The sequence below is a fragment of the Synechococcus sp. LA31 genome (assembly GCF_018502385.1).
Classification (GTDB): Bacteria; Cyanobacteriota; Cyanobacteriia; order PCC-6307; family Cyanobiaceae; genus Vulcanococcus.
On the sequence record NZ_CP075523.1, the window covers coordinates 1,029,784 to 1,052,438 of the forward strand.

General features: G+C 63.1%; 28 protein-coding genes and 1 tRNA gene. 14 read left to right on the top strand and 15 right to left on the bottom strand.

What is annotated here, in order from left to right; translation table 11 throughout:
• The first annotated feature begins 38 nt into the window (after nucleotides 1-38).
• The 6 genes from KJJ24_RS05535 (at nucleotide 39) to KJJ24_RS05560 (ending at nucleotide 5,516) form a co-directional block, all read left to right on the top strand.
• Nucleotides 39-266, top strand: a complete 228-nt coding sequence (locus KJJ24_RS05535; RefSeq protein WP_214342186.1) for a hypothetical protein — start codon at nucleotides 39-41, stop codon at nucleotides 264-266.
• A 119-nt stretch (nucleotides 267-385) separates the two neighbouring features.
• The gene (locus KJJ24_RS05540) at nucleotides 386-1,177 is read left to right on the top strand and encodes a phosphonate ABC transporter ATP-binding protein (RefSeq protein WP_214342187.1); all 792 of its coding nucleotides are present in this window, start codon (nucleotides 386-388) and stop codon (nucleotides 1,175-1,177) included.
• Nucleotides 1,174-2,715, top strand: coding sequence for an ABC transporter permease (locus tag KJJ24_RS05545; protein WP_214342190.1), 1,542 nt, complete (start codon nucleotides 1,174-1,176; stop codon nucleotides 2,713-2,715). The genes KJJ24_RS05540 and KJJ24_RS05545 overlap by 4 nt, the downstream gene beginning before the upstream one ends.
• Complete coding sequence (locus KJJ24_RS05550; RefSeq protein WP_214342192.1) at nucleotides 2,712-3,389, top strand: GDSL-type esterase/lipase family protein; 678 nt, start codon at nucleotides 2,712-2,714, stop codon at nucleotides 3,387-3,389. The genes KJJ24_RS05545 and KJJ24_RS05550 overlap by 4 nt, the downstream gene beginning before the upstream one ends.
• A gap of 68 nt (nucleotides 3,390-3,457) precedes the next feature.
• Complete coding sequence (locus KJJ24_RS05555) at nucleotides 3,458-4,438, top strand: IS5 family transposase (protein WP_214342194.1); 981 nt, start codon at nucleotides 3,458-3,460, stop codon at nucleotides 4,436-4,438.
• A gap of 286 nt (nucleotides 4,439-4,724) precedes the next feature.
• Nucleotides 4,725-5,516 carry a sigma-70 family RNA polymerase sigma factor gene (locus KJJ24_RS05560; protein WP_214342196.1) on the top strand — a complete coding sequence of 264 codons (792 nt, stop codon included), beginning with the start codon at nucleotides 4,725-4,727 and terminating at the stop codon, nucleotides 5,514-5,516.
• 3 nt (nucleotides 5,517-5,519) lie between these two features.
• Here the strand turns inward: KJJ24_RS05560 and KJJ24_RS05565 are convergent, their stop codons facing one another.
• On the bottom strand, nucleotides 5,520-6,284 hold the full coding sequence (locus KJJ24_RS05565; protein WP_214342198.1) for a TIGR00297 family protein: 765 nt from the start codon (nucleotides 6,282-6,284) through the stop codon (nucleotides 5,520-5,522).
• Nucleotides 6,285-6,389: 105 nt separating this feature from the next.
• Between KJJ24_RS05565 and KJJ24_RS05570 the strand changes: the two genes are divergently transcribed.
• On the top strand, nucleotides 6,390-6,833 hold the full coding sequence (locus KJJ24_RS05570) for a hypothetical protein (protein WP_371811783.1): 444 nt from the start codon (nucleotides 6,390-6,392) through the stop codon (nucleotides 6,831-6,833).
• Here KJJ24_RS05570 and KJJ24_RS05575 read toward each other — a convergent pair whose 3' ends face one another.
• Together KJJ24_RS05575 and KJJ24_RS05580 are read right to left on the bottom strand one after the other, a co-directional pair.
• Nucleotides 6,834-7,586: a 16S rRNA (uracil(1498)-N(3))-methyltransferase gene (locus tag KJJ24_RS05575; RefSeq protein WP_214342200.1), complete on the bottom strand. Its 753-nt coding sequence runs from the start codon at nucleotides 7,584-7,586 to the stop codon at nucleotides 6,834-6,836. It abuts the gene before it with no gap.
• Between the two features lie 2 nt (nucleotides 7,587-7,588).
• Nucleotides 7,589-8,050, bottom strand: coding sequence for a DUF3531 family protein (locus KJJ24_RS05580; RefSeq protein WP_214342201.1), 462 nt, complete (start codon nucleotides 8,048-8,050; stop codon nucleotides 7,589-7,591).
• A gap of 71 nt (nucleotides 8,051-8,121) precedes the next feature.
• Here KJJ24_RS05580 and KJJ24_RS05585 point away from each other — a divergent pair, with 71 nt between their 5' ends.
• Both KJJ24_RS05585 and hslO read left to right on the top strand, forming a co-directional pair.
• Nucleotides 8,122-8,784: an ABC transporter ATP-binding protein gene (locus KJJ24_RS05585; RefSeq protein WP_214343354.1), complete on the top strand. Its 663-nt coding sequence runs from the start codon at nucleotides 8,122-8,124 to the stop codon at nucleotides 8,782-8,784.
• A 37-nt stretch (nucleotides 8,785-8,821) separates the two neighbouring features.
• Entirely contained in the window at nucleotides 8,822-9,736 is a 915-nt protein-coding gene (gene hslO / locus KJJ24_RS05590) for an Hsp33 family molecular chaperone HslO (RefSeq protein ID WP_214342204.1), read from the top strand.
• A 5-nt stretch (nucleotides 9,737-9,741) separates the two neighbouring features.
• On the opposite strand, the gene KJJ24_RS05595 is transcribed toward hslO, so the two are convergent.
• From KJJ24_RS05595 to KJJ24_RS05615, 5 genes are all read right to left on the bottom strand, one after another.
• Entirely contained in the window at nucleotides 9,742-10,440 is a 699-nt protein-coding gene (locus KJJ24_RS05595) for a CPP1-like family protein (protein ID WP_214342207.1), read from the bottom strand.
• 56 nt (nucleotides 10,441-10,496) lie between these two features.
• A complete protein-coding gene (locus KJJ24_RS05600) occupies nucleotides 10,497-10,733 on the bottom strand; it encodes a hypothetical protein (protein ID WP_214342210.1) in 237 nt (78 codons plus the stop codon).
• A gap of 99 nt (nucleotides 10,734-10,832) precedes the next feature.
• The gene (locus KJJ24_RS05605; protein WP_214342213.1) at nucleotides 10,833-12,479 is read right to left on the bottom strand and encodes a peptide chain release factor 3; all 1,647 of its coding nucleotides are present in this window, start codon (nucleotides 12,477-12,479) and stop codon (nucleotides 10,833-10,835) included.
• A 12-nt stretch (nucleotides 12,480-12,491) separates the two neighbouring features.
• The gene (locus KJJ24_RS05610) at nucleotides 12,492-13,157 is read right to left on the bottom strand and encodes a trans-aconitate 2-methyltransferase (RefSeq protein ID WP_214342216.1); all 666 of its coding nucleotides are present in this window, start codon (nucleotides 13,155-13,157) and stop codon (nucleotides 12,492-12,494) included.
• A complete protein-coding gene (locus KJJ24_RS05615; protein ID WP_214342219.1) occupies nucleotides 13,141-15,342 on the bottom strand; it encodes a mechanosensitive ion channel family protein in 2,202 nt (733 codons plus the stop codon). Before KJJ24_RS05615 ends, KJJ24_RS05610 begins: the two co-directional genes overlap by 17 nt.
• Before the next feature lie 185 nt (nucleotides 15,343-15,527).
• On the opposite strand from KJJ24_RS05615, the gene nrdJ reads away from it, so the two are divergent.
• Nucleotides 15,528-17,834 (top strand): ribonucleoside-triphosphate reductase, adenosylcobalamin-dependent, encoded by a 2,307-nt coding sequence (gene nrdJ / locus KJJ24_RS05620; protein WP_214343355.1) that lies wholly within the window; start codon nucleotides 15,528-15,530, stop codon nucleotides 17,832-17,834.
• An 8-nt stretch (nucleotides 17,835-17,842) separates the two neighbouring features.
• Nucleotides 17,843-18,205 carry a hypothetical protein gene (locus KJJ24_RS05625; protein ID WP_214342222.1) on the top strand — a complete coding sequence of 121 codons (363 nt, stop codon included), beginning with the start codon at nucleotides 17,843-17,845 and terminating at the stop codon, nucleotides 18,203-18,205.
• On the opposite strand, the gene KJJ24_RS05630 is transcribed toward KJJ24_RS05625, so the two are convergent.
• Nucleotides 18,185-18,349, bottom strand: a complete 165-nt coding sequence (locus tag KJJ24_RS05630; protein ID WP_214342225.1) for a hypothetical protein — start codon at nucleotides 18,347-18,349, stop codon at nucleotides 18,185-18,187. The two genes, KJJ24_RS05625 and KJJ24_RS05630, sit on opposite strands and share 21 nt — an antisense overlap.
• A 125-nt stretch (nucleotides 18,350-18,474) precedes the next feature.
• Between KJJ24_RS05630 and KJJ24_RS05635 the strand changes: the two genes are divergently transcribed.
• Nucleotides 18,475-18,559: transfer RNA gene (locus KJJ24_RS05635), tRNA-Ser, on the top strand.
• A gap of 157 nt (nucleotides 18,560-18,716) precedes the next feature.
• Nucleotides 18,717-18,914, top strand: a complete 198-nt coding sequence (locus KJJ24_RS05640) for a hypothetical protein (protein WP_214342228.1) — start codon at nucleotides 18,717-18,719, stop codon at nucleotides 18,912-18,914.
• A 285-nt stretch (nucleotides 18,915-19,199) separates the two neighbouring features.
• On the opposite strand, the gene ppk2 is transcribed toward KJJ24_RS05640, so the two are convergent.
• The 5 genes from ppk2 to KJJ24_RS05665 are packed head-to-tail and all read right to left on the bottom strand — an operon-like array spanning nucleotide 19,200 to nucleotide 21,857.
• Nucleotides 19,200-20,018, bottom strand: a complete 819-nt coding sequence (gene ppk2 / locus KJJ24_RS05645; RefSeq protein ID WP_214342231.1) for a polyphosphate kinase 2 — start codon at nucleotides 20,016-20,018, stop codon at nucleotides 19,200-19,202.
• A gap of 7 nt (nucleotides 20,019-20,025) precedes the next feature.
• Nucleotides 20,026-20,424 carry a hypothetical protein gene (locus tag KJJ24_RS05650; RefSeq protein WP_214342234.1) on the bottom strand — a complete coding sequence of 133 codons (399 nt, stop codon included), beginning with the start codon at nucleotides 20,422-20,424 and terminating at the stop codon, nucleotides 20,026-20,028.
• Nucleotides 20,421-20,669: a hypothetical protein gene (locus tag KJJ24_RS05655; protein WP_214342236.1), complete on the bottom strand. Its 249-nt coding sequence runs from the start codon at nucleotides 20,667-20,669 to the stop codon at nucleotides 20,421-20,423. The genes KJJ24_RS05650 and KJJ24_RS05655 overlap by 4 nt, the downstream gene beginning before the upstream one ends.
• A 36-nt stretch (nucleotides 20,670-20,705) precedes the next feature.
• Complete coding sequence (locus KJJ24_RS05660; protein WP_214342239.1) at nucleotides 20,706-21,296, bottom strand: DUF4335 domain-containing protein; 591 nt, start codon at nucleotides 21,294-21,296, stop codon at nucleotides 20,706-20,708.
• Between the two features lie 24 nt (nucleotides 21,297-21,320).
• The gene (locus KJJ24_RS05665) at nucleotides 21,321-21,857 is read right to left on the bottom strand and encodes a DUF3038 domain-containing protein (RefSeq protein WP_214342242.1); all 537 of its coding nucleotides are present in this window, start codon (nucleotides 21,855-21,857) and stop codon (nucleotides 21,321-21,323) included.
• A 39-nt stretch (nucleotides 21,858-21,896) separates the two neighbouring features.
• Between KJJ24_RS05665 and KJJ24_RS05670 the strand changes: the two genes are divergently transcribed.
• On the top strand, nucleotides 21,897-22,421 hold the full coding sequence (locus KJJ24_RS05670; protein WP_214342244.1) for an adenine phosphoribosyltransferase: 525 nt from the start codon (nucleotides 21,897-21,899) through the stop codon (nucleotides 22,419-22,421).
• A gap of 17 nt (nucleotides 22,422-22,438) precedes the next feature.
• Here the strand turns inward: KJJ24_RS05670 and KJJ24_RS05675 are convergent, their stop codons facing one another.
• Nucleotides 22,439-22,651 carry a DUF2949 domain-containing protein gene (locus tag KJJ24_RS05675; protein ID WP_214343356.1) on the bottom strand — a complete coding sequence of 71 codons (213 nt, stop codon included), beginning with the start codon at nucleotides 22,649-22,651 and terminating at the stop codon, nucleotides 22,439-22,441.
• Nucleotides 22,652-22,655 lie beyond the last annotated feature (4 nt).

Here is a 22,655-nt window from a genome sequence, read left to right on the forward strand (position 1 = left end):
CAGCAGAATTGGGAGGTTCAGGCGCTTCGCTGCTCCCGATGACGCTGCTGCTCGATCTGGTGCTGGTGATGGCAGGGCTGCTGCTCTGGCAGCGCAGCTGCAGTGAGGGCGATGATGTGTGGGTGCTGTTTCTGCGCACCCTGGCGGCGATCGACCTAGCGGTGATCGCTTTGGGCAATGGTGTGCTCTGGTTGGAGATCCCACTGCTGGCCCTTGCCCTCACCCTGCCATCGGTGAAGCGAATCGAAGGGGAGGAAAGCCGCTGATGAACCCCCGCGGGCCCGATATCACCGAGCTGATGCTGGTGGGTTTGATCCTGGCCCTGATGGCCTTCCGATTCAGCAACCTCTGAAAACGCTGTTGCTAACAGGCACAGTGGGAAGCCATGGGGGAATCACAGCACCTGCGAGTTGAGCAACACGGCAGTCCCGTGTTGGAACTGCGCAACATCAGCGTGCCTGGCCGGGAGCTGCCACGGCTGGCCGATGTGAGTCTGCAGGTGGAGCCAGGCGAGCGCGTGGCGCTCCTCGGTGCCAGTGGGGCAGGCAAAAGCACCCTGCTGGCGGTGGCCAATGGCGTCCTGCAGCCCGCACAGGGCGAGGTGCTCTGGAGCGGAGAACCGCGCGCACGCCGCCAGCGGATCCTGCGCCGCCAACAGGCCAGGATCGGCACGCTCTGGCAAGACCTGCGCCTGATCGAAGAGCTGAGCGTGCAGCAGAACCTCAACAGCGGCCGACTGGCCAGCTGGGGATGGCCTCGAGCCGTGCTCAACCTGCTCATGCCGCTGGAGAGCGAAGCCTGCGCCCAGGCTTTACGCCAGCTGGATCTCGACCCCCAGCTACTCCAACAACCCGTTGGGAGGCTCTCCGGCGGACAGCGCCAGCGGGTCGCGATCGCCCGCCTGTTACGCCAGCAACCTCACCTGTTGCTCGCCGATGAACCGTTGGCGAGCCTTGATCCACGCCTGGCCAAGGACCTACTTCAGCTGCTGCTAGAGCAGGCCAGAGCGCCAAGAGCTCTGCTGCTCAGCCTGCACCGACCTGACCTACTGGCTGGATTTGATCGTGTGGTTGGGCTGCGTCAGGGACGCATCCAGTTCGATCGGCCGATCCATGCCCTCGCCCACAGAGAACTGGAGGCTCTTTATGCCGGACTTCCCCAGCCAGCGGCACGATGAAAGCCGCCGCACCCCTGCTGCCGTTGCTGCCGGCCTTGGTGCTGGTGCCAGTGCTGCTGTTGCTCCCTTGGCAGCTCCATGGCGGCGGCTGGGATCTCATCGGTCAGTTCTTCATGGCAGCTCTGCAGCCCTCCACCGATCCGGTGGTGCTGCAGTCGTTGCTGCGGGGGCTCGGCATCACTGCAGGCATGGCTCTACTGGGCTGGTTTTCCAGCCTGCTGCTTGGCGTTGTGGGGGGCCTGGCTAGCTCGCGGTTGCTGTGGCGCACCCTGATCGGCCACACCTGGCCGGCTGAGGCTTTACGTCGCGTGCTGGCGATCCCGCGCTCGATTCACGAATTGATCTGGGGCCTTTTGCTATTGCAAGTAGTGGGCCTACAACCCGCTGTCGCTGTGATCGCCATCGCCATTCCCTTCAGCGCCCTGGTGGCGCGGGTGGTGAGCGATCTCCTCGACAGCCTGCCGGACGCCAACCTGCAAGCCCTGCGCGCAGCAGGTAGTCCCGCCCCAGCGGCTCTGCTCACGGCCATGGGTCCGCCACTACTGCCAGGCCTGATCAGCTACGGGGGCTATCGGCTGGAATGCGCCCTGCGCAGCGCCACGCTTCTGGGGGTGTTTGGGCTGGGGGGTCTTGGCAATGAGCTGCTGCTCACACTCCAATCGCTGGAGTTCCAGGAGCTATGGAGCGGCCTTTGGCTCCTGCTGGCCGTGATGCTGAGCGTGGAGGCTTTGATTGGAGCCTTGCGCAAACGCTGGGGCATGCCGGCACGCTTGAGCTTGCGGAGCGCTGGGGTTGGGCAACGAGGGCGCGAGCTGGTGCTGACCCTTGTGGTCCTCGTACCAGTGCTGCTGGGAGTGGGGCGAGCCATGGCGATCGATCCAGCAGCGATCTTGCACTGGCATCCCCTGCCGCCCATCGCCCCCGGTGGTTGGGGGGAAGCCCTGGCCCTCCCCTGGCCAGCGCTCATCCTGAACACGGTGCTGCTCACCCTGCTGGCGGCAGCGCTGGCCGTGGGCGTCGCACCACTGCTCCTCCTGCTTGTGGCGCCTTGGTCCTGGGGTCAGCGGCTGCTGCAGCTTGTCTGGGCGATCGGCCGCCTCTGGCCGCCCCCGCTCACGGCCCTGCTGCTGTTGTTTGCACTCAAACCCGGGCTGATCACCGCTGCACTGGCCCTGGGATTTCACAACCTGGGGATCCTGGGACGCCTGCTGCTGGAAGGCACAGAAGCCGCAGAGCCTGGCCCTCAAGAAGCACTGCGCAACGCCGGTGCCGGGCCCCGTTTGGCCCTGCTTTACGGCCGTTTCAGTGGCTTGGCCCGCTCCTACCTCGCCTACGGGGCCTACCGGGCTGATGTGATCCTTCGAGAAACAGTGGTGGTGGGACTCGTAGCTGGCACCGGCCTGGGCAGCCAGCTCAATGAAAGCCTCAGCGCCTTCGCCTTTGATCAACTGCTGCTGCTGCTCGTGGCCTACGCGACGCTCACCCTGCTGGGGGAAGATCTCAGCGACCGCGCCCGCCACCGGTTGCTACAGCCATGAGCGTTCCGATCCCCCGCAAGTTGATCGTGTTGGGCGACAGCGGTGTGGTGGGCTGGGGTGACCCGGAAGAGGGTGGCTGGTGCGAGCGCCTGCGCCGCCACTGGATGGGGCTACCCAATGGGCCGGTGCTCTACCCGTTGGGGGTACGGGGCGATGGGCTGGAACGGGTGGCGGCAAGGCTGCACAACGAAGTGAGCTGCCGCGGCGAACTACGACGCCGGCAGCCCCAGGGGATCCTGCTGGCCATGGGTCTCAACGACTGCGCTCGTGTGGGACGCGCCGATGGCCGCCCTCAGCTCAATGCCGATGGCTTTCTGTTTGGCTTGCAGCAGTTACTAGCCCAGGCGAAAACGCTGGCACCGGTCCTGGTGGTCGGTCTCACGCCAGTGGATGAGGCGGTGATGCCCTACGCAGAGGTGCTCTGGTACCAGCTGGAGCAGGTGCGCCGGTATGAAGGCCTCCTGGAGGAGGCCTGTCTGGAGGCCGATGTGCCGTTCCTGCCGCTGCTGGAGCGGCTGCTGGAGGATCCAGGCTGGCTGCAATGGCTCTGCAGCGACGGAATCCATCTCAACAGCCACGGTCACCGGGAGGTGTACGAGCGGGTTCGTCAGTGGCCGGCTTTGCTGCGCTGGGCTGATCTCCAGCCGCTGGCGCTGGGCAGCACAAGCCACTAAGGAGACTCTGGAAAACCAGCGCCTTTCGCGGGACAATGGCCCTGTAATCGCAGACTGGGACTGGTTTGATGGGCGGCAAGCAGCTCGGCTTCTCTGATTATGAGCTCACCACCGCCAAAAAGCAGACCAAACGGGAGAAGTTTCTCTCTGAGATGGAGGCGGTGGTGCCCTGGCTGGCACTGATCGATCTGATTGAGCCCCACTACCCCAAAGCGAGTAAGAAAGGAGGCCGGCCTCCCTATCCGCTGGCCACAATGCTGCGTGTCCATCTCCTGCAGCAGTGGTATTCGCTCAGCGACCCGGCGATGGAAGAGGCCCTGATCGAGGTGCCGACCATGCGTCGCTTTGCCGGCATCGAACTGATCAGCGACCGGATTCCCGATGAGACCACGATCCTGACCTTTCGCCACCTGCTGGAGAAGCACGATCTGGGCGAGCAGATTATTCAGACCGTCAAAACCCACCTCAGCGCACGGGGCATGACGATGAGGCAGGGCACGATCGTTGATGCCACCTTGATCGCTGCGCCCAGCTCCACCAAAAACAAAGATGGGAAGCGGGATCCGGAGATGCACCAGACCAAGAAGGGAAACCAGTGGTATTTCGGGATGAAAGTCCATATCGGCGTCGACAAGGACTCCGGCCTGATCCATTCAGTCGTCACCACAGCCGCCAACGTGCACGACCTCACCCCAGCGGCTGAGCTGTTGCATGGCGATGAGGAGGTCGTCTACGGCGACGCCGGCTACCAGGGCATCACTAAACGACCTGAAATGGCGGGCCATTCACCAGTGTTTCGGGTGGCGATGCGACCAGGCAAACGCCGAGCGCTACCTGACACTCCAGAAGGAAGGCTTGAGGATCTGATCGAGGCTGCAAAGGCACACGTCCGCGCCAAGGTCGAGCACCCATTCAGGGTGATCAAACAACAGTTCGGCTTTGAAAAGACCCGACTGCGTGGCCTGGCCAAGAATCGATGCAAGATTAATGTGATGGCCGCACTGACCAATCTGTTTCTCGCTCGTGGCCATCTACTGGCCGCAGCATGAACACAGAACTGGTGTGGCTGTTGGGCTGAACAGGGTGCCAAAAGAGAAGGCAAAGAGCCCGTAATCAGCTATCCAGGGGCTGATTAAAGTCTCAATGCAACACAAAGGCCACGTCAGACAACTTTTGGCGGCCCCGCGCTGCTCAAACCGGCGTTGCCCAGAGCTTCCCTAATCCACACGCGTGAGCTGTGCCTCCCCCTCACGGGGGAGGCGCCATCGGGCGGCAGGGGGAGGGCCTAGGCAAGGCAGCCAGGCGAGCGTGAAATCACGCAACCCTTGAGAGCCGATGACCACCTTCCACGCTCGGGCCGACTACCGCCAACGCAATGCCGATCTCATCGCCACCTACCAGCGCTGCCGCAGCATCGCCAACCGCAATGCAGTGATCCACGCCAACTTGCCGCTGGTGTGGCGCGTGGCTCGCCAAGAAGCCAAGCGCAGCGGCCACAACTTCGACGACCTCACCCAGGAAGGATGCTTCGGTTTGGTTCAGGCGGTAGAGCGCTTCGATCCCAGCCGCGGCCACACCCTCAGCACGGCGGCCACGCCCTGGATTCGCGGCGCCATCCGCCACTACCTGCGCGACCGCAGCCATGCCGTGAGCGGTAGCCATCACCTGCTGGAGCTGCATCGCCGCGGCCAAGCCCTACAGGAGCTACGGCAGCGACAAGGGCTCCGAGCGCTGAGCAGTGATCAACTCGCAGAGGCTCTCGGGTGCAGCCCTGAGCGCTGGCAACTGGCTGTGGCGCGCAGGCGCAGCCTGCAGCTGGCCAGCCTGGAACAACCACAGTTCAATGCTGATGGTCAGAGCGCTTGCCTCGCCGAGCAGCTGCAGGCACCCGAGCCCCAGGAGCGCTACGCGAGCGCGATTCGCTGGGAACAGCGGCGACAGATCTGGCGTGTGCTGCAACGGTTGGAGCGGCAGCAACGACGCCTGCTGCTGGCGCGGCTCCTGCAGAACCGCACCTGGCGCGATCTGGCGCGCAGCAGCGGCCTTAGCCCCAAGGTGACGCAACGACACAGCGAACGGCTGCTGCTGGAGTTACGCCATCAGTTGATGCCGTTGCTCGGTAGCTGAGCCTCAGGCCAGCCCAAACCAGAGGCCGGCAACCATGGCCAGCACGGCAGCAATGGCGGTCTGCAAACCATTGACCAACTCATTGCTCAGCCAACGCCAACGCTGCTGCAAGCCAGCACCGATCAGACTCTCCAGGAGCGTGGCCACCAAGCCCACCGCGGTGACCAACAACCAGCTCGCGGCCCCGCTCAGCAGGCCAAGCTCCAGCATCAGCAAGGCCATCAGGCCGCTCCCCACCAAACTGGCAGCGGTTCCCTCCAGGGAGATCGCCCCCTCGGTGCCAGGCGGCACAGGCCGAAGCGTGGTGATTAACACCGTGTGGCGCCCCCAGCGCTTGCCGATCTCGCTGCCGAACGTATCCCCCAGTTTGGCGCTGAAGCTGGCAGCAAATCCAAGCTTCAGCAGCAGCACCGGCGCCGAAGGCCACACGCTGAACAGAGCTAGGGCTGCACCTGTAGCCGCCGAGCCCCACACATTTTCAGGGCCCCGCCGGCCGCCACGGGCCTCTGCCAACCCCTGTTCCTGTTTACGGCGGTAACCCAGGCGCGTGACCAAGGAGCCCAGGGCGAGGTAAAGCACCACGGCCCACCATCCGGGCCAATCCAGGCTGCCCAGCAGCAGTGTGCCGAGCACACCGGCATGCACCCAGCCAGCTCTGGTGAGCAGCGGCAAACGCTGTGCCAGGGCAATCAACATTGCGTTGATCAACAACGCGATCGCCCAATGCTGCAGACGATCGACACTCAGCAGCACCTGAAGTTCAAGCATCCGCAACAGATCCGGCCGGGCCAGGGACAGACAACACAGGCCCAGCTCAACACAGCGGCTATCGCTTCTGTTGCACTGCCCTAAGGGACGGAGCCTTCATGGCCTGTGGCAGCGGATAATCCAAGCATTCGCCTCACACCCGGCTCCATGGTGTTCAACCGCAAGGGCAGCTTCTTCCTCAATCTCGATGAGAAGGCGCCCGCGGCGCCCGCCACGATTGCCCCTGTGGCCCAACCGGAAGCCAAGCCGGCCAAAGCTGACCAAGGCACTCCCGCCACCACGCTCACCGTGTCAGCCTCCGCTGCTGCTGCACCGGCCAGCAGCCAGCCAGCCGCACCAGCAGGCCCGGTGTTGACCACTGCGGAAGCGATTGCCGCTGAACTGGCCGCGGAGCAGGCGGCAAAACCAGTTGCCACATTCTCCACCTTCGCGCCCGATTGCGTGACCGCTGGCGGTTCCCTGCCACTTGGCCGCCGCCGTGGTGGAGCCAACATGGCTGGTTTCCGCAGCATGGCCGGGGGCCTCTTCGGGAAAAAGCCAGCCGCCTGATCAATCCAGAGCCGCCCGCCAGCTGCTGAGCAGGGCTGCACCAGCTACACAAGCCGTGGAACTGCGCAGGATGGTTGGCCCCAACTGCACCGGCTGCCAGCCCTGAGCCTCAGCCGCAGTTTCCTCCTGCGGGCTCCAACCGCCCTCCGGCCCACAGGCCAGCCACACCTCCTCTGAACCGCGACTGCAGCCGGCCTTCAACGCTTGCTCTAGCAACGGCAGGCCAGGGTTTCGGGTCGTGGCCCAGAAGCGATGCGCCGCTGGTGATAACTGCACCATCTCCCCCAGGAGCATGGGCGCATCCAGTTGCGGCAACCACAGCCGCTCGCATTGCTCGGAGGCCTCTTCAGCGATGCTTTGCCAACGCGCGGGCCGCAACTGCCCTTGCACGGCGGTGCGCTCACAGAGGAGGGGCACGACTCGATCAACCCCCAGCTCCACCGCCATCCGCACCACCAGGTCGAAATCGCGCTTTACCACCGCCGCCGCCAACACCAGCGCAGGCCGTGGGGGAGGAGCGCTGCAGAGCGGCTGGGCTAGCGGCTGAAGCAACTGAGCCTGATGGCGATCCAGCAACTCCGCATCCCAGAGATGGCCAGCTCCGTCCACCACGGCGAAGCGTGCGCCTGGGCCATAACGCAACACCTTGATCAGGTAGCGGCTTTGGTCCGCGCTGAGCATCAATTGCCCATCCGCGGCCGTTTCAGCCAGTCGCTGGGGCGGAATCAATAGGCGCCGGCACTCCCGCGCCATGGTCAGGCGTTTGGATCCGAGAGTGTGGAGAAGAGGTTGTCGGGCTGATCCTCCACCGGCCAATCATCGTTGATGCCACCGATCAACAATTCCTCGATCTCCACCACATCTTTATTGAGCTGGCGCAGGGTGTTGATCAACACATCGAGGGCCAGTGCATCGCTCGTGCCGAGATCCAGCCAGCAGCGGGCCCACTCGCCGCGGTAGTCCATCTCGGCCATGTTGTGCATCAAGGCCGGCAAGGCCTGATCTGCGGTATCGATGTCGTAGGCCATGCCGCTCAATTCAGCCCCCTCGTCCTGCACCTGCAGGTTTTCGGCGTTGAATCCGCCAAGCTTGCCAAGGAAAAACCAGCTATCGAACACCGTATCGAGATAGCCGCGCTCCCCTTGACCAGGCGCATGCTTAAAACGAAGCCAGATCCAGCAATTGAAGGGATCAAACTCGCGGAAGCGAATCTCCATTGGCTCAGCAGACGATGCAGCTCCCCACCATCAAACATGCTGGTGGGGAGCTCGACCCCAAGGCGCCTTCAATGCTTGAGCTGAAGTCGCTGCGGTACCACCCGGCCACCGCCGCCGAACCGGTGCTGCGCGGCCTCGATTTAACGCTGCAGATTGGACAGCCCGCCCTGATCGCAGGGCGAAGTGGATCTGGCAAATCCACACTGCTGGAACTAATCTGCGGGCTGGCTGAGCCAAGCGGGGGCCGCAGTGGCGGAACCATCCATTGGAACGGCGAGCGCTTAAGCGCCCGCCAGCGGCGCTGGCTGTGCGGGCTGGTTTTTCAATTCCCTGAACGCCATTTCCTTGGCCTCAGCGTGGGACAGGAGCTGAAGCTGGGGCAACGGCGACTCCCCTCAGAGAAGGTTGAGGCAGTGCTCAAACAGGTGGGTCTTGAGGGCGTGTCGTTGCAGCAGGCACCGGAAGCCCTCAGTGGCGGGCAACAGCGGCGGCTAGCCCTAGCGGTGCAATTGCTTCGCAATCCGCGGGTGCTCCTGTTGGATGAACCCACCGCCGGGCTGGATTGGTCGGTGCGCCGTGAAATCCTCGAGCTACTGGCCGAGCTGGGACGCGAGCGGGTGCTGCTCGTGGTCACCCACGAACCGGATCTATTTGACGCCTGGGTGCAGCCTCAGCAGCGGTATCAGCTCCAACGCGGCCAACTGCTACCAGCGCAGCCGCCCGTCGCCGCCTGAATACAGTGCCCATTCCGGGTTGGTGTGGGTTTAGACGATGGCGGATCAGTTGGTGCGCGCAACGGCAGCCGGCGGCGGGATTCGTCTCGTGGCGGTGAGCACCAGCACCACCGTGCGCTACGCGCGGCGGCGGCACAAGCTGTCCTTCCTCACCACCGCACTCCTGGGGCGAGCGATCACCGCCGGCCTGCTGCTGGCCAGTTCGATGAAAGTGCGCCATGGCCGCGTGAATCTGCGCATCGCCTCTGATGGCCCCCTACGCGGCCTGATGGTGGATGCAGGCCGCGATGGCACTGTGCGCGGCTATGTGGGCGAACCAGGTCTGGAACTCGATCTGGTGGATGAACCCGATGGGCTGCATCACTTCGACTTCAAAACCGCCGCAGGCACCGGGTACCTCCACGTGGTGCGCGATCTAGGCGAAGGTGAACCCTTCAGCTCAACGGTGGAACTGGTCAGCGGCGGCATCGGTGATGACGTGGCCTCCTACCTGCTGCATTCCGAACAAACGCCCTCTGCCGTGTTCGTAGGCGAACAAATCGACAGCAGCGGCCTCAAACACGCCGGTGGTGTGCTGGTGCAAGTGCTACCCAAGGCCGCCCAGGAACCCGCCCTGGTGGCGCTGCTCGAGGAGCGCTGCAGAGAGATCAGCGGCTTCAGCCAGAAGCTGGCCGCCTGCGAGGGCAACCTGGAATCGCTGCTCCGTGAGATTTTCCCTGATCTCGATCCGCAACTGCTCGAAGACGCGGAAGCCAGCCAGGATGTGACCTTCCACTGCCCCTGTAGCCGCCGCAGAAGTGTGAATGCACTCAAGATGTTGGGCCAAGCTGAGTTGAGCGACATGCTCAACGAAGACGGAAAAGCCGAACTCACCTGCCACTTCTGCAATGAGGTGTATGAGGTGGGCAGCGGTGAGCTGCAGGAGCTCATCAACGAACTCAGCGCCGCATGAGCGAATCAGGCGATCAAGAGCGCTCCGAGCACCAGCAGCAACAGAGCCGGCAGGCTTTGCACTTGCTGAGATGCCAACGGCAAACCAAGGGGTAGCCCCGGATCAATCGCACTCACCAGCAATCCACCGAGAAGCAAACCAAGACTGAGCAACAGCACACTCCAGCCCACTGCTGGCAGCAAACGACCCTGACGGCGCTGCAGGTTCACCACGGTGAGCACCGTGGCAAAAGCAAGCACCAATTCCGCACTGGAGGCCGGTGTGAGCAACAGGATTGAAAGCAACACGCCACCACCGGCCAGGGGCAACCAGCGTTCGCGGCCTTCGGCCAAGGAGAAGCTGGGCAAGGCAGGCGCGCTGAACTTGAGGGTCGGCCGCGGCAGTGACGGAAGTGACGGCAGAACAGGCTTGGAAGCTGCGGAGCTGGGGGCCGTCGGGCGGGCTGCTTCGCGCTGGGACGCACTGAGAGCTGCGTTGCTGAGCTTCCCCTGCTGCCGCTCCTTAAGCCGATCCATCAGCACAGCGTCGTAGGCGGCCTCGATCCGAGCGCAAGCCTGGGGGTCATCACCCACCTCAGCCAAGCGACCACGCTTGGCGGCTTGCACATCGTCAAAGCTGGCATCGGGGCTGATGCCAAGCCGCTCGTACGGATTCATGGCGCCGGGCTGGGCAGGGCCTCCGGTTGGATCAGTTCCCTGGGTCATGCCGCGGCAGCAAGCTTCATTGCGATGGATACAGCCTAGAGAGCGAAAGCGATGACTCAGAAGAGTGGGTCGCTATGGCGATAGCCGCCTTCAACCTGTAGCCGTCGGCGTTGCTGCTCGGCTTCATCGTGCTGCAGCCAGCAACGCCGCTTGAGCAGAGGCATCTGAGGTGGCAAATGGCTGCCTTCGCGCATTTCAACGGCTGCCGAGTCGAGTGTGGAACCCGGCACGAAATTCACGTAGTCGCACCCGCCATCGTTGCGGGGCCTAATAAGCCAGAGGGGCCTCGCCATCGCCAGAACCGCCGTTGTGACCTTCCTTCGTAAAGATTCTGGCGGGGCCTGAGGGCGGCCGTGGCTGCAGGAGCCAGACCGCGGGTGATCCGTCCTGGATCAGAGGGCAATCGGTTCCACACCGCTCACCACCGGCGCCACAGCACTCAGTTCCAGATCGGGATGGTCTTCGCCCAGCTGGTTGAGGTTCCACTCGTTTTTGAACAGCAGCACAGGCCGATCCCAGGCATCGCGCACGGTCTTGCAATTGAAGATGCGGCCCACCGTCTCCAGGGCCGACCAACCACCCACCACCCAGCGGGCCACGGAAAAGCCGAGGGGCTCGAGGCGAGTCTGTACGCCGTATTCGTGCTCGAGGCGGTACTGCACCACCTCCAGCTGCAGTTGGCCCACTGCCGCCAAAATCGGATCACGTTTGCTCTGGTCGGTGTCGTAGAGGATCTGCACCGCACCTTCTTCCCGCAGCTCATTCACACCCTTGCGGAAGCTCTTGAACGCCGAGGGATTGGGATTGCGCAGCCAGGCAAAGATCTCGGGACTAAAGCAGGGGATGCCCTCGTATTCCACCTTGGGCCCCAGATACAGGGTGTCGCCGATGGCGAACATGCCGGGATTGTTGAGGCCGATCACATCACCGGGGTAGGCGTCTTCCACCACCTCACGGTCCTGGCCGAACAACTTCTGTGGGCGTGAGAGGCGGATGGTCTTGCCGGTGCGGGCGTGCTGCACCGTCATGTCCTTCTCAAATTTGCCGCTGCAGACCCGAATGAAGGCCACACGGTCACGGTGGCGAGGGTCCATGTTGGCCTGCAGCTTGAACACAAAGCCGCTGAACCCTGGCCGCACCGGCTCGATCTCACCGGCGCTGCTGCTGCGTGGGATGGGCTTTTGAGCGAGCTCCAGAAAGGCATCGAGGAAAGGACGCACGCCGAAGTTGGTCATGGCCGAGCCAAAGAACACCGGGCTGAGCTCACCGGCGTGCACCAGCTCCAGATCCAGCTCATTGCCGGCCGCCTCCAGCAACTCGAGCTCCTCCAGGGCTGCATCCAGCAGCTCGGGCTCAACCGCACCGCGACTGCGGGCTTCCTCCACGCTCAACACCTTCTCTTCTGAGGTGCGGCCGCGCTCGGCCCGCAGAAACAAAATCACTTGGTGGGTGCGGCGATCGATCACGCCGCGGAAACGATCACCGCTGCCGATCGGCCAGTTCACAGGCCAACAGGCAAGACCCAACTCCTGTTCGATCTCATCAAGCAGCTCGAGAGGCTCACGCCCCGGCCGATCCATCTTGTTGATGAAGGTGAAGATGGGGATGCGCCGCATGCGGCACACCTCAAACAGCTTGCGCGTCTGCGGCTCGAGGCCCTTAGCCGCGTCTTCAAGCATCACCGCGTTATCGGCGGCAGCGAGGGTGCGGTAGGTGTCTTCCGAGAAGTCCTGGTGCCCAGGGGTATCGAGCAGATTGATCGTGCTGCCGCTGTAGTCGAACTGCAGCACGGTGGAGGTGATCGAGATGCCGCGCTGCTTCTCGAGCTCCATCCAATCGGAGGTCACCTTGCGTTGCTCGCCCTTGGCCTTCACAGCGCCGGCCTGCTGGATCGCACCCCCGTACAGCAGCAACTTCTCGGTGAGGGTGGTCTTACCCGCGTCGGGGTGGGAGATGATCGCGAAATTGCGGCGCCGCGCCACAGCCTCGGCCAGGGCCTGGAGCTCGGGAGTGGCGGCGGGAGCAGAAGTGCTGGTCATCGGCCAAGCCTCTCAGAGCAGCTGCCCCCACACCTCTAAATAGCGATCCTCGAGGGCCGCCACCTGCAGCTGGCCGGCCAAACCGGCCTCCTGCAACTGCAGCATCACCTCCTCGGGCGTGAAGGCGGCATGCAGCGAGGCGAGGTAATCGCGTTGAAGCACTGGAGGCGCATCTCCCTGATAGCGGCGTTGCAGATCGATCGCCGCCTCCGGGGAAGCGGGCCGCCGCAGATCCTTCACATACACACGGGCATCGGGGCCAGCCAGCTGAAGCACGGCCTGCCAAAGCACCTGAGGATCATGAAGATGGTGCAGCAGGCTGTTGCTCACCAGAGCGCTGTAGCCACCAGCTAAACCCGGATCAGGCAAGCAACGCTGCTCGAAGCGCAGGCGCTGCTGCAACGCAGGCTCTGCGGCCAGGGCTTGTTCGGCCAGATGAAGCATGGCGGCCGCTCCATCCACACCAACCACCTGGGCGCCAGGGAACTGCCGCGCCAGCAGAAAGCTGATGTTGCCCGGGCCGCAGCCCAGATCCAACAGCCCATCACCCAAGCCTTGCGGGAACAGCTCCACCAAACGCTCGATCAGAGCCTGATCGCCGGCGCTGAAATCAGCGGCGGCATAGGCGAGAGCCTGCTCCGCGCCCTCCATCAATTCCGGCTCAGGAGTGCGTTGCATCAGCGGGGTTGAGCATCAAGGTCTGCGTGGGGAAGGGGATTTCTATGCCATGGGTCTCAAGGATCTTGATGATCCGCCGGTTGAGCTCATGCAGGCTGTCCTCGAAGTCATCGTGCTCGAGGTGGCTGGAGCGAAACTCCAGCACATGGTCATAACTGAAGGCACCGATACGGCCAAGCCTGCAGGCCTGAAACTGCAAGCAAGGGTCTTCCTCCACCACCTGTTGCATCAAGGCTGGTAGGCGCTTGAGCTGCTGAGCCGTTGTGCCGTAGGCAAGACCTAGAGCGATCTCAGAAAGCTCAGCACGCTCCACCAGCTCCTCGAGATGCACCAGCAATTGTTCGCGCAAGCGCAGATAGGCCTCCCAGCCATGCAGCTCCACCATGGCCACCACAACCAAGGCACAGCAGGCATCGTCGGAGCGACGATCGATCGACACCAGCGGCTCGTTCAGCGCCGGCACGCCGGCAAGAAAACGCCGGCTTTGATAGAGAACTTCTTCCAACTGATACGGCGAAAAATCTTCGCCCAGCTGGATCCGCATCTCCAGCACCTGCATGGGTGGCTGATCACTGCGCATGCCCCGACGTGAATAATTCACAATCGTGGCCTCATCGGCAACAGAATTCGGAATCGTGACGCGGCTTTCCAGGGTTTGCAGTTCAAGGGAGCGCAGGCCGATTTTGGTGATGTAGCCGAGGTTGTCACCAACACGGCAAAACTCACCAACCCGCAGCGGTCGATCGGTCTGGATGGAGAGGCCTGCAAAGAGGTTGCCGAGCAACTTGGATGCGCCCAGACCAATCGCTAGGCCGGGCACGGCCGAGAAAGCCAGCACCGTGTTGGAAGGCAGGCCCAGCTCGATCAAGAGCTGATAGCCCAAAGCGATCGCCGCTAACGTCCCGATCGCGCGGCAAAGGGGCATCACGAAATTCGTGATCCGCTGCAGCTGAAGCGTTGTGCCGCCTCCACGCAGGCGCACCACCATTTCAGCGCTACTGCGCCCTAAAGCTTCAAACAAATAGAAGAAGAAAAAGCCAGCCGCGACGTACCAAATAATAAAAAAGAAATAAGTAGACACTACAAACGGTAAACCGCTGAGATTCAGCACATCGTCAACAAAGAGTTTCACTGTGCGGGTGAGCGGAACCAGTGGCAGCACGATCAAGAACCGACGCCAAGCGATCGCATCACGCTTCCAATCAATGAGACCGGCACCCTTCTTCACATTCTCGCGATAGGTGTCCAACAGCAGGCTCACCAGCCAAACCAACACAACCAGAAACACCAGTAGACTGACCAGAACCGCAACGATTTGAAAGAGGGTTTGATCACCAAATGGAATCTCAAAGGTCTGGCGCAGCGTCTTTGGTAAAGCGAGATACCAGTCAGGAGGAACGAGATAGCCAGGTGTATAGACAAAGTCACTGAAGAAATCTGGTGTTGCGAAGGGCTGCTTCACCACGGGAAAGTCCCTGATCTCGCGATACATCTCCCCGATCGCCATTACGGTTGGCACGGAGAAGCGATAGTCCTCGTTATCAGGATCGCCGTCTTCCTCAGCTGTCAACGTGATGGCCGCACCCGGAAGACGCCAGGAATCCGTTGGCGTGGTGCGCAAGTCATTGATCGCCTTCATGCCGGCGGCATCGGGAATCCGAATCGGCTTGGCGCTATGGGTGAAGACGTAATCCAACACATGCTTGAGCTGAATGGCAGCTTCTTCTGCCATGTCGACGCGCACGCTCGCTGGGAAACCCGAGGCATCAAGCGCCTTCACGGCCAAACGAAACAACAACTCGGTGTCATCAATCTGCTCCTGGCGCTCAGCGGGAGTTAGTCGCTCCTGTCGCCATGACCCCGCCCGGCCGAGACGCTCCGAGCGATGCCCCACCTCAGCCATCACGGCGTAGAAGTTGAGGAGGGTGGCTTCGGGGCTACCGCCCACCACCTGATCCAGCACCACATCCGACCAAGCCTTGGCCGTGAGCTCCAACTCCCCATAGAAGGGTTGCTGCTCGATCGGAATGCGTGCTGTTGTGGCGTGCGACCGGGCGGATGTGGGCGACACGGGCGGAGCGGCCTGCAATGGCGCGAAGACCTGCAGGGCGACCACAACCGCAGCCACCACAGCCACCACAGCCACAAACACGCGGCGCCGACGCAGCCAAAAAAAGAAACGCATCGACGCCGCAGCCATCAGATCGAACCTGCAATCTGCCAAAACCCAATCCAGGCTGCAGCACATCGCCTCCCACCGCCAATGGTGGCAACGGCAGCTTGCAGACCCCATCGGTGGCGTTATGGTTCCAAGACGCTGAGACAACGCCGCACGTGACCTTGTCAGTTCCTGGACCAAGCACCACGCCGGTGGGTGAGGCCCTCAGAGCCCCCAGGCCTGACTTCCCCGCCACCGCCCCAGCGGCCAATCCGGTCTTCTACCGCACCTATTCCCGCAAGACCGCCAGCGGCCGTGAAAGCTGGCAGCAGGTAGCCGAGCGCAACCTGGGCGGCCTGCAAAAACTGGGCAACCTCAATGAAGACGAGGTCAACCTGCTGCGCCGTATGCAACTGGAGCAGAAAGCCCTGCCCTCCGGCCGGTGGCTCTGGATCGGTGGCACCCCCTGGATCGAGCAGAGCGAAAACTTCTCCGGCTCCTACAACTGCACCTCCACCAACCTGGTGGATTGGGAAGCCTTCGGTCTGATGATGGACCTGGCGATGATGGGCTGCGGCACCGGCGCCATCATCGAGCCGCACCTGATCAACCGCCTACCGGTGGTGCGCAATCAACTGGTGATCAAAGCCGTTACCGACATCGGCGCCACGCCAGCTGATCAGCGCCAAGACCACACCAGCCACCGCATCGATGGCCAGCAGGTGTTCATCAAGGTGGGCGACACCCGTCGCGGCTGGGTGGACAGCTACCAGCTACTGCTCGAGCTGTGCAGTGATGAGAGCTTCGAGGCCGGCACACCGATCGAGATCAGCGTGGATCTCTCCGACGTGCGACCCGTTGGCGAAACCCTCAAGGGCTTCGGCGGCATGGCCAACCCGGTCAAGCTGAAGGATCTCTACGGCCGGGTGGCCCAGATCCTGGGCAAGGCCCAGGGCCGCCAGCTCACCTCGGTGGAGTGCTGCTTGCTGATCGACGAAGCAGCCGTAACGATCGTGGCCGGCAACATCCGCCGCAGCGCCGGCATGCGCCAATTCGCCGCCGATGACCTGGCCGCCTCCAGCGCCAAGGACAACCTTTGGCAGCAGGACAGCGATGGCAATTGGCGCATCGACCCGGAGCGCGATTCCCTGCGCATGGCCAATCACACCCGTGTGTTCCACACCCGCCCCGATCGGGCCACGGTGCTGGAAGCGGTGACCAAGCAGTTCCACTCCGGTGAGGGCGCCATCCAGTTCGCCCCCGAGGCGATCGCCCGCTCCAACGCCGATCTGCTCAGCACACCGCAGCTGCGGGCTGAGTTCATCGAGATCTACTGCGACCAGGGCCGCGACGAAGCCGGCCGCTGGCTCACCAGCCATCACCCCGAGATCAGCACCGCTGAACTGGAGCACCGCCTAGGCCGCTATGGACTCAACCCCTGTGGTGAAATCCTCGGCGCCGATTTCCACTGCAACCTGGCGGAGATCCACCTCAACCGCATTGATCCCGAGGATCATGTGGCGCAAGATGACGCCTTCACCGCTGGCGGCCTCGCTGTGGCCTGCCTGCTCAACCACCGCTTCGCGGTGGAGCGCTACCGCCAGAGCCGCGCCTGGGATCCGATCGTGGGTGTGAGCTTCACCGGCCTGTTCGACTTCTTCGTGCACGCCTTCGGCACCCCCTGGCTCACCTGGTGGGAAGCCGGCCGCCCCGACACAGAAGAAGGTCGCGCCTTCAAGGCCAAAGAAGCGGCATACCTGAGCCGCTGGAAAGAGGTCGTGAATAAGGCGGTGTGGGATTACTGCGATCGCCACGGCCTACGCCGTCCGAACCGTTGCACCACCGTTCAGCCCGCTGGCACCAAGAGCCTGCTCACCGGCGCTTCCCCCGGCTGGCACCCCCCCAAGGCCCAGCGTTTCATCCGCCGCATCACCTTCCGTAAGAACGATCCGGTTGCCCTGGCCTGCATGGATTACGGCTACACGATCGTGCCGTCGCAGTCGGACAAAGATGAGGAAGGCCGCCTACTCAACGACCCCTTCGATCCACGCTGCACCGAGTGGCTGGTGGAAATCCCCACCGAGGTGAGCTGGGCCAACATTCCCGGTGCCGATGCGGTGGAGATCAACAACTTCTCCGCCATGGCCCAGTTCGACTTCTACATGCAGGTGCAGCAGCACTACACAGCCCATAACACCTCCGCCACGGTGGAGTTCAGGGAAGATGAGATCGAACCGCTCACCGATGCGATCCACGCCGCAATCGACAACGGCCAGGGCTACATCTCCGCAGCTCTCTTAGCTCGTTTCGATGCCAATGCCACCTTCCCGCGGCTGCCGTTCGAGCCCATCGATCACGCCACTTACGAGCAGTTACAGAGTGAAGTCGTCGGTCGCCGCCGCACCAGCGACTTCTTCGAAGCCCTGCAGCGCTACGACGGCGGTGAACTGGTGGAAGCCGGCCCCGCTGGCTGCGACTCTGACAAGTGCCTGCTGCCTCTGGCTAAGCCGAAGAGCTGAGCCCATCGATGGGATCGTTGATTCAGCGGGGGGCTGCGTTGCTGCTGGCCCTGCAGCTCCCCGTGGCTTCTGCGCTTGAGCCTCCAAACCAGCCCGGCGCAAGCTTGGCCTTCCAATTGCTGAGCCGCTGCGCCAACGAGCGCCAGCCGAGCATCTGCCTCGAGGCTGAGGGGGCACTCAAAGCCTTGATCCAACGCGAGGAAGCACCGGATCAGCGGCTAGCGCATCCCCGCTGCCTCGGGGCCTTGAGTCATGTGGAAACCGTTCTGGCGGTGTTTCGCTGGGAGCTCGAAACCAACGACAACCTGCAACGGGTGATTGAAGTAGCCCAGCAGCAGTGTCCGCCTGATTCAGCGCCCGTCGGCCAGTAGGTCGAGGGCGAGCGCCAACTGCTCCAGCAGCTCGCAGCAGCGCTCGTAGTGCATCTCAGGCGCCAGGCTCACCGGCAAGGTCTCAATCAGATCGGCCAGCTCGCGCGTGCGCAGAGCCAGCAGATTGGTGGAGAGAACAGCCATGACAGCAAGAACAACCCAACACGCGCCACCCCAAGCTTGCAAGGCGATCTCACGAGACCCAATCGAGACGGCGCCAGGGTTGGGGGTCATGGGAAACTATGGACAGGTCTTCGAGGCCGACCGCTGGAGAGGTGGTCGAGTGGTTGATGGCTCCGGTCTTGAAAACCGGCGAAGTGAAAGCTTCCGTGGGTTCGAATCCCACCCTCTCCGTTCCCAAACCAGCGCCCCGGCCAGGCCACAACCCTGGCCGGGGCGCTGCTGAGCATTCCAGAAACTTTTAACAAGCTCTCAAGCCGGCGGAACTGCAGCGCTCGACACACCACGGCCCTAGCGAGCACGGTTGCATAGGCGTGGTTCAAACTTTTGTATGGCTTACGAACCTGGGACCACTGACTGCCGCGTCTTGATCGACAGCAAGGCACAGATTGAGGCAATTCTGCTCAATCTCGCCAAGCTGGAGAACACGGAGCACATCCGCCAGCAGTTGGTCGCCGTGCACAACCAGCTGGAAGGCTTGCACGAGCTGCGCCGCCAAAAACGTGGTGCATCGCTCACGGCCGCATAACCAGCCGCTGAAGCCGCCTACAACCACCAGACGCGGATGTAGGCCGGCTAACGATCCGCAGACACCTGAGCAAGGCGCGATCGCCACCATTCTCCCAAGATGTCTCCTTAGCAATGCGGCAACGATGGCTTCCCATCAGGGGGGATCAGGACGGAGAATTGCCCTGACGCTGACCAAGACAGCCGTGTTCGAGAACAAGAATCGCCCTGCCTGGCTGAATTGGCTTTTCTTAGGGATCTTCCTCTGGTCAAGCTGGCAACTGGCCGGGATGTGGTTCAGCCAGCTTCACGGATAGGCGTTCGGCACGAAAAACTGCTCGTTGATCGGTGGGCGCTCGTAGCCCTTGGCCTTCCTGCGGGGCGGCAGTTTCTGGGCCGGGGGTGTCATGTCTTCGTAGGGCACCTTGCTGAGCAAGTGATGAATGCAATTGAGACGAGCCCGGCGCTTGTCGTCGGCTTCCACCGTGAACCAGGGGGCTTCCGGGATGTTGGTGTGGGCAAACATTTCATCTTTAGCCCGTGAGAACTCCACCCAGCGCTCCCGCGACTGCAAGTCCATCGGGCTGAGCTTCCAACGGCGGGCCGGGTCATCGATGCGGGCCTGGAAGCGGGCTTCCTGCTCGGCATCGCTCACCGAGAACCAATACTTGAGCAGCACAATCCCGGAGCGCACCAACATCCGCTCAAATTCCGGGCACGACTGCTCAAACTCCCGCAGCTCCGCATCGCTGCAAAATCCCATCACCCGCTCCACACCGGCGCGGTTGTACCAGCTGCGATCAAACAGCACGATCTCTCCGGCTGAGGGGAAGTGCTCCACGTAGCGCTGGAAATACCACTGGCTGCGCTGTTGATCGCTGGGGGTGCCCAGCGCCACCACGCGGCAGCCGCGGGGATTGAGAGGCTCGGTGATGCGTTTGATCGTGCCGCCCTTACCGGCAGCATCGCGCCCCTCAAACAACACGATCAGCCGAAAGCCAGTGGCTTTCACCCAGTACTGCATCTTCACAAGCTCCACCTGTAGGCGGGCCAGCTCCTGCTCATACAGCTTGCGATCGAGCCGCGTCTGGGCAACCGAATCGGCGTTGGTCTTGCGCTGACCCATCAACCCCTCAACGCTTGTGATTGGATTTTGGTTGGGCAGCGGGGCCTGCCAGTAACGCCCGCACGAAGCGAACCAAACCCGCCACGAGCAGCAGCAGCGCAAGCAGGGCCGATGCCACAAGCACCAACACCGCTAGCAGTTGCAACACCCCCATCAACAGCTGCGACAGCCCACCGATGAGATGGCCGATCGCCGTGCTGATCAACAGCAGGCTGTCGAGATCAATCAGCTCTGGAAGCTGGAGCAGCAGCACCAGCAAGCCCAGCCCCGCTGCAATCAACAGCATCGCCTCAAGCAGCCGGCGCGCCCGAGGTGGACGCCGGCGTTGGCGGAAGACGGCACGTTGGGTAACAGGGGGCTGATTGCCGCCGCCGCGCACCACCTGCAGTCCGCGGCGGCGGGTCATGACTCGAGCTGGTAGCCGGCACCGCGCATCCAGCGCTCAAACTCCACCAGCACCAGATCGTTGGGGCAGTCGACCAGGCTCAGATCACCCACGCTGCAATCGCCTTGACCGCCGTGGTGGAGCGAGAGATGGAAGCGATCACCACTGAGGCCGCACACCTCAGGGTCGCTGCGCACCACCACATCAAGGCAAGCGCCCAGGCGGGTCACACGGCGGCGCAGTTCAGACCAGCTCAAGTCGCTCATCGCGGTAGTGCAAGTGTGGGCAGGAAAGCTGCGGCGTCAACCACCCGAGGCGGGCGCGCTCACCGGCGTGGATGGCGGTCTGGGGGTGGGAGGCACCAGCGAGATCAAGGCTGCACTGATCAATAGGGCCGCAACGCCAGTGAGGGGAGCCGCGATGCGACGCGCCAGGGGTAAACGATGGCGGAGCTCAGAGCGGCGTAAGGGTTGCGGTTGCGGCCACTGCAGCGGCACAACCACAGACGGATCGAGCTGGAGGCGATCAAGACACCGCACCAAATCAGAGAGCTCGGCATCGTCCAGCGGTAGCTGTAGCGGTGGGGTGTTGGGCTGACTGCTGCGCAGTTCCAGCTCATGGCCGCCATCGGCAGGGCGGATCGCCACCGGCACCGTCTCGGTACCCACCGGTTTCGACACACCACTGAGGAGCTGGCGGGCATAGGGCAACACCGCATTCACCAGGGCCTGCAGGTGATCGCGCTGCCCCTCCATCTCGGTCTTGCCCGCCAGGGCCAAGGTGAAGCCGGTGAGGATGCCGATGGTTTGGCTGCTCTGGCCGGCAGAGAGATCAGGCAGACCCTCCAGCACAAGGCGGCAGCTGGTTTGTTCGTAGCGGCTGGTCAGTTTCATCGCAGGGTGTCGGTCATGCCGCGGTCAGGCCGCCGCGTCCAGCAGGCTGGCCTTGAGGCGGGAGAAACCACCGGGCCCGGCGCTGAGGGCCATGGTCTGAATCAAATCGCGGCAGAGGGCCGGGCCCTCCTGGGGATCCAGCAGTCGTTGTACGCCCCCACGGCGGGGGTTGAAGCGCTCTTGCAACAGCTCCTGTAGCCGGCCGCGGAACAGGGCCCAACGCTGTTCGCTCAGCTGGGGGGACTCCGCCGAAGAGAGCAGGCTGCGCAGCATCGGATAAAGCCGCTCCGCCAAGGCATTGAGGATGCGAATCAGGCCATCGGCCTCCGCTTCGGTGGGCAGATCGCGGCGGGTGGTGCGGCGAAGGGGATTGCTGCAGCGGCGCTTCCACAACTCCACCCGATTCGGGAACAGATCGGTGAGGCCCATCTCCTCACTGAGCCACACCATCGCCTCGCCGCCGTTGAGGTCGAGGGCTTCAGCACAGAGCAACAACAGATCAAGACGCTCCAGACCCCGCCGGGAGAGAGCGCGCTGGGGGTGTGGAGAAGCTTCTGCCATGGCTGCGATACTGCCAGTTGCGCAGCCAATCCGTCGACCATGAGCGCCATTGATCTGCGGGAGTTGGTGCGGGACATCCCCGATTTCCCCAAACCGGGCATCCTGTTTCGCGACATCACACCGCTGATGCGCAGCCCCCTGGCCTGGCAGGAAGTGATGCGTCAGATGGGGGCTGTCTGCGACCAGCTCGCACCCGATCTGATCGTGGGGATCGAGTCGCGGGGTTTCATCGTGGGTACCGCCCTGGCCACGGCCTGCAATATCGGCTTCAGCCCCGTGCGCAAGCCAGGCAAACTCCCCGGTGAGGTGATCGGGGTGGATTACACCCTCGAATACGGCAGCGACCGCCTCGAAATCATTCCCGACGGTTTTGAGCATCGCCCCCGGGTGCTGATCGTGGACGACCTGCTGGCGACCGGCGGCACCGCAGGGGCCTGCGCCGAACTGGTGCAGCAGGTGGGCGGCGAGCTGTGTGGCTTCGCCTTCATCGTGGAACTGGCAGATCTCGGCGGCAAGGCCAAGCTGCCCGAATCAGCGCCGGTGGAATCCCTGCTTGTGTACTGACCCTGCTGGTCAGCCAACTACTCCTGCAGGGTCTGCCAGCTGAGCACCTGGTCGAGCTGCTCCAGGCTGATCAGCCCGAAACGCCAAAGCACCACGGGCAAGGGCGCCTGCTCCTGATCGGATTGCTTGAGCCCCAGCTGCAGCGCGTTGTCGCTCAGCCCCAGCTCCTGACGCAGATAACGCAACAGAGCAGGGCTGGGCGGCGGCTGTGGCGAGCTGCTGATCACCATGACG

Bases quoted from the DNA above. Each gene is read 5' to 3' on its own strand.
- KJJ24_RS05580 (WP_214342201.1), bottom strand. From the start codon at position 8,050: ATGGAGATTCGCTTCCGCGAGTTTGATCCCTTCAATTGCTGGATCTGG.
- KJJ24_RS05655 (WP_214342236.1), bottom strand. From the start codon at position 20,669: ATGAGCGACTTGAGCTGGTCTGAACTGCGCCGCCGTGTGACCCGCCTG.
- KJJ24_RS05535 (WP_214342186.1), top strand. From the start codon at position 39: ATGACGCTGCTGCTCGATCTGGTGCTGGTGATGGCAGGGCTGCTGCTC.
- KJJ24_RS05550 (WP_214342192.1), top strand. From the start codon at position 2,712: ATGAGCGTTCCGATCCCCCGCAAGTTGATCGTGTTGGGCGACAGCGGT.
- KJJ24_RS05640 (WP_214342228.1), top strand. From the start codon at position 18,717: ATGGCTTACGAACCTGGGACCACTGACTGCCGCGTCTTGATCGACAGC.
- KJJ24_RS05610 (WP_214342216.1), bottom strand. From the start codon at position 13,157: ATGCAACGCACTCCTGAGCCGGAATTGATGGAGGGCGCGGAGCAGGCT.
- KJJ24_RS05675 (WP_214343356.1), bottom strand. From the start codon at position 22,651: ATGGTGATCAGCAGCTCGCCACAGCCGCCGCCCAGCCCTGCTCTGTTG.
- KJJ24_RS05585 (WP_214343354.1), top strand. From the start codon at position 8,122: ATGCTTGAGCTGAAGTCGCTGCGGTACCACCCGGCCACCGCCGCCGAA.
- KJJ24_RS05595 (WP_214342207.1), bottom strand. From the start codon at position 10,440: ATGACCCAGGGAACTGATCCAACCGGAGGCCCTGCCCAGCCCGGCGCC.
- KJJ24_RS05650 (WP_214342234.1), bottom strand. From the start codon at position 20,424: ATGACCCGCCGCCGCGGACTGCAGGTGGTGCGCGGCGGCGGCAATCAG.
- ppk2 (WP_214342231.1), bottom strand. From the start codon at position 20,018: ATGGGTCAGCGCAAGACCAACGCCGATTCGGTTGCCCAGACGCGGCTC.
- hslO (WP_214342204.1), top strand. From the start codon at position 8,822: ATGGCGGATCAGTTGGTGCGCGCAACGGCAGCCGGCGGCGGGATTCGT.
- KJJ24_RS05600 (WP_214342210.1), bottom strand. From the start codon at position 10,733: ATGGCGAGGCCCCTCTGGCTTATTAGGCCCCGCAACGATGGCGGGTGC.
- KJJ24_RS05575 (WP_214342200.1), bottom strand. From the start codon at position 7,586: ATGGCGCGGGAGTGCCGGCGCCTATTGATTCCGCCCCAGCGACTGGCT.
- KJJ24_RS05560 (WP_214342196.1), top strand. From the start codon at position 4,725: ATGACCACCTTCCACGCTCGGGCCGACTACCGCCAACGCAATGCCGAT.
- KJJ24_RS05545 (WP_214342190.1), top strand. From the start codon at position 1,174: ATGAAAGCCGCCGCACCCCTGCTGCCGTTGCTGCCGGCCTTGGTGCTG.
- KJJ24_RS05555 (WP_214342194.1), top strand. From the start codon at position 3,458: ATGGGCGGCAAGCAGCTCGGCTTCTCTGATTATGAGCTCACCACCGCC.
- KJJ24_RS05605 (WP_214342213.1), bottom strand. From the start codon at position 12,479: ATGACCAGCACTTCTGCTCCCGCCGCCACTCCCGAGCTCCAGGCCCTG.
- KJJ24_RS05670 (WP_214342244.1), top strand. From the start codon at position 21,897: ATGAGCGCCATTGATCTGCGGGAGTTGGTGCGGGACATCCCCGATTTC.
- KJJ24_RS05625 (WP_214342222.1), top strand. From the start codon at position 17,843: ATGGGATCGTTGATTCAGCGGGGGGCTGCGTTGCTGCTGGCCCTGCAG.
- KJJ24_RS05540 (WP_214342187.1), top strand. From the start codon at position 386: ATGGGGGAATCACAGCACCTGCGAGTTGAGCAACACGGCAGTCCCGTG.
- KJJ24_RS05630 (WP_214342225.1), bottom strand. From the start codon at position 18,349: ATGGCTGTTCTCTCCACCAATCTGCTGGCTCTGCGCACGCGCGAGCTG.
- KJJ24_RS05665 (WP_214342242.1), bottom strand. From the start codon at position 21,857: ATGGCAGAAGCTTCTCCACACCCCCAGCGCGCTCTCTCCCGGCGGGGT.
- KJJ24_RS05660 (WP_214342239.1), bottom strand. From the start codon at position 21,296: ATGAAACTGACCAGCCGCTACGAACAAACCAGCTGCCGCCTTGTGCTG.
- KJJ24_RS05615 (WP_214342219.1), bottom strand. From the start codon at position 15,342: ATGCGTTTCTTTTTTTGGCTGCGTCGGCGCCGCGTGTTTGTGGCTGTG.
- KJJ24_RS05565 (WP_214342198.1), bottom strand. From the start codon at position 6,284: ATGCTTGAACTTCAGGTGCTGCTGAGTGTCGATCGTCTGCAGCATTGG.